Raw genomic sequence first — 3,506 nt, forward strand, 5'->3', positions numbered from 1 at the left:
CTCACACCGTACCTCAGAGCGTTTCAGCTCCGACGTGAGGTCTTCAGAAAACCAGGTGAAGAAGCTCTAAAAAGCATCCTCGAAGCTGCACTATGACTCACCAACAATCTCCGCCACAAGAGCGTACTCAAAATCCCACCTGCAAAACGTAAAGTTAGCACTGAAGGCCTATTTCAGATTCAACGGAGAAGATTGGGAACCTGAGTTTGATATTAAGAAGCAATCAGGTGTATCTCAGCCAAAAGATTACTTGTCCAATCAAGAGCGTACTGCTCTTCGAGAAGCATCATTAGAGTATGGAACCGTTCCCGCGTATGCTGCTCTTGAGCCTCAGGAAAGAACAGAGTGGAAGCGGTTCTTGGCCAAGAGATACGGCAAACCAACTTCAGAAGTTACTCAGGAAGATTGGAAGCGTGCTAACGGATTCAAGTATCCATCAATAGTCCACACAGCACTTGATGCAGGTTTACGGCCCATTGAGGTAGGGCGGGCAAAGACCCACTGGGTAGATGTTTCAAATTCTACTCTCAGGATTCCTGAAGAAGATTCAACGAAGAATGAAGATAATTGGACAGTGAGCCTTCGCCATGAAACCACAAAATACCTCAGTAGGTGGTTAGAAGAAAGAGAACTGTATGAGAAATACGAAGATACTGATTCACTGTGGCTAACACGCCATTCTAATCCTTACTCCTCATCTTCCCTGAGATATGTGCTTGATGCAGTATGTGAAATTGCTGAAATAAATAGGGACATATCGTGGTATGCTATTCGCCATTCTACAGGAACATATATGGCACGAGAAGAAGGTCTGGCAGCTGCTCAAAGCCAACTCAGACACCACAACATTGAAACAACTGCAAAGTACGATCAAGCTCCGGTCGAAGATAGAAGGGACGCATTAGATAATATGGGATAAGAACTGTCCCTTATCATAATCCTCTATAGGAATAGCAATTCAATCTACTCAACCAAATATCACATAAATTTCATAATACGTATTTTGATAACTTCAGTATCACTGGCACCGTCGTTCGAATAACCACAAAAATTACCTCTAGAAGCCCTAGAATTTATTTTTTGGATGAATAATGAGAGAGTATGCCGAATGGACACGGGCAACGTTGGAGAGATGAAAAAGAGTATATCATAGAACCACTGGAGAACGAAGGGTGGGAACATCTTGTGGGAGAAGAACGGCCTGATTGGGTAGATGATTCTGTCCCTGAATCCATAAACCAACATATAGGTAAAAAATACAAATACGACCACTATCACGGGGATACATTCGTTTATAAAGCCGTGAGTAGTGTTCATGGCAACGGGTATCACGTTTTTCGGAAGCTCAAGAGTGACTATCACGAAACAAATCCGCAAGAAGGAACCTGTCCAAATTGCCAATCATACGTCAAGAAATATGAGGATGACGACTACCTCACTTGTCATAGATGTGGATGGCAATACAAACCGTTATCCGAGCGTCTTCGCAATATCTTTGGCTGAATTTCTGGACTTCTCGCTGTGCTGAATCCAACCTAAATATCCAGAACGCCAACTTGTAGAAATGTCACTAAAAATATTTTTCACCAAATCAGGCTAGAGAGTTTCTTATTATTTGCACTGGTAGCGAGAATTTCTAAGCAACGACTTGCATATATCTGACCCCATACCCGTACCGGTTAGTTGTCAAAACCGTAGTCTACTAACACACTAGCTGATTAGAATTTGTATCCCATCGGTCTACTAGTAGACACAATTCCGGCGCTGTATTGCGATTAGCCGAAATGTGCATTATATTTCAGGCTTCATACTATGAAACGTGGTAAAGAAACTGATACAATCGGCTAGCAGCTTCGACTAACTCGGCTATGCTGGCTGTCCGTGCTGGCTGCTGGCCGATCTCGATGGCCAGCATCATAACGGCTGTATCCATAGCAGCCGCGCTATAGTTGCTCACAGCCGCTATGTGTGCCACTGTGCGTATTTCTTTACCCCGGTATGTGGGGTAAATCCTATTAGCAAAAGATTTGCTAATATCGGTTTCTAGCTAGATTCTGACTATTTTTACAGCCGCCAGCTTTGGCTCTAGATTACCACGGCTATCTGTGTAGTTTTTATCTAGTTGCTACAAATATACAATCATAGCTATTTCTAGTCATCTCACAGCCGTGCTAAGCGACTTTTATGGAAATCATATGTGTTTAATTGTGGCAGTCTAGAAACGTCTCATAGCCGCGCTAAGACGCTGCTATATTCTGGCAGCTGAGAGCTAAATCTAATGTCTTTATGTCCCTATTCTCATGTATAGCCTGTACTAATTAGGGCGACCTTTCCTATGGTCGCCAGCCACCACAGCAGAAACCACACACAATTATATAATCAGCAACTGCAAACTCGTTTCGACGGCATTGAGGTGGCTCTATCCCTAGCGCGCCGTTTTAGCATATTCTCCAATGGCTTACGTATTACTCTGATGCATAATCGAGTTAATTCCGCGTGATCTTACCTGCCGCGCCTCAATGCCGCATCACGCGTGTGCGATTATCTACCCGCTGCTGTATTATTATAATATAATTGTAGCTGTATAGATAATGTCGTAACTATAGCAGTTATACTAGCAGTTATTGTAACCTAACAAGTGCTGTAACAAGTGCTGCTTGTTTAAACGGCATTGAGGTCGGCATAGTACTAGCCCTATTATAATATGCTTGTTACAAGCTGTTTGTTAAAACCGGTTTATGATAGCCAGCTAATTTTGATTGGTTGTAACCACCAATTAGTGACATTTTATTATCTTATTGTAACTATACAGCATAGCTACCACTATCTTCCCCCAATGTCGTTGGTACACTGCGCCTCAATGCCGCTCAAAACAATTCTGTATGACAAACTTGATTGCAAACTGTATAATATTTCTTATTAATACGGATTATTACCACATATTTTATGTATTATGTTTTGGATCAAAATTATTGTGGCTCTTACCGAAGACAGTGAAACAGCGGCGTCTGTCTCAAAATTGGGAAATCGAGCTGTGCAACATACAGAGCTTGTATGCAGCACGCATTAGTTTGTGAAAACGGGTAAGTGGGGGCCAAAGACTGAGACAGCGGGGGAAACTGCTCAATTGAGCTTACCCATCTAATCAATCAACTGATGGAGTTTTATAATGACGATATTTTAACCCTATTTGAGTTTTTGATTAAATGAGTGAATTCCTAGAGAGACTTTAATTTGGCAGTACAAACCCAATATGCAGGGATGCGGGGGCGTCCCTGCAAAGAGGGCGATTGGGGGATCGCCCTCGTTTTGCTGATAGCTGATCATATTAACAAAATCAGGACTATAATCAAGAGAATATAATCATATCTTCCATCTTCAGGCACTGTCTAGTTAGCGACCTCCTCAGTTGGCGTTCGATCATCTAGCGATTGATGCGGTCGCTGGCGGTTATAATAATGTACAAACTGCGAACACCAGCGACGAACGCTCGACCGACTGCCCAC

The 3,506-nt window shown here is 42.7% G+C and carries 3 protein-coding genes and 1 pseudogene; 3 read left to right on the forward strand and 1 reads right to left on the reverse strand.

The genetic code is table 11. The features are described from left to right. The 3 genes and pseudogenes from NKJ34_RS15660 to NKJ34_RS15670 form a co-directional block, all read left to right on the forward strand. Positions 1-96, forward strand: a pseudogene (locus NKJ34_RS15660) (IS1595 family transposase); the annotation flags it as partial. A gap of 262 nt (positions 97-358) precedes the next feature. Continuing rightward, positions 359-919 (forward strand): tyrosine-type recombinase/integrase, encoded by a 561-nt coding sequence (locus tag NKJ34_RS15665; protein ID WP_253739227.1) that lies wholly within the window; start codon positions 359-361, stop codon positions 917-919. A gap of 182 nt (positions 920-1,101) precedes the next feature. Then, positions 1,102-1,503, forward strand: a complete 402-nt coding sequence (locus NKJ34_RS15670; RefSeq protein ID WP_253739228.1) for a transcription initiation factor IIE subunit alpha family protein — start codon at positions 1,102-1,104, stop codon at positions 1,501-1,503. A 1,886-nt stretch (positions 1,504-3,389) separates the two neighbouring features. Here the strand turns inward: NKJ34_RS15670 and NKJ34_RS15675 are convergent. After that, positions 3,390-3,506, reverse strand: a 117-nt coding sequence (locus NKJ34_RS15675) for an integrase core domain-containing protein (RefSeq protein WP_253738127.1), incomplete at its 5' end; no start/stop codon positions are given.

Origin of the sequence: Halohasta salina (assembly GCF_024178165.1) — an archaeon.
Lineage (GTDB): Archaea > Halobacteriota > Halobacteria > Halobacteriales > Haloferacaceae > Halohasta > Halohasta salina.

What these genes read in the sequence shown, in the direction of transcription:
- NKJ34_RS15670 (WP_253739228.1), top strand. Translation starts at nt 1,102, where the DNA reads ATGCCGAATGGACACGGGCAACGTTGGAGAGATGAAAAAGAGTATATC.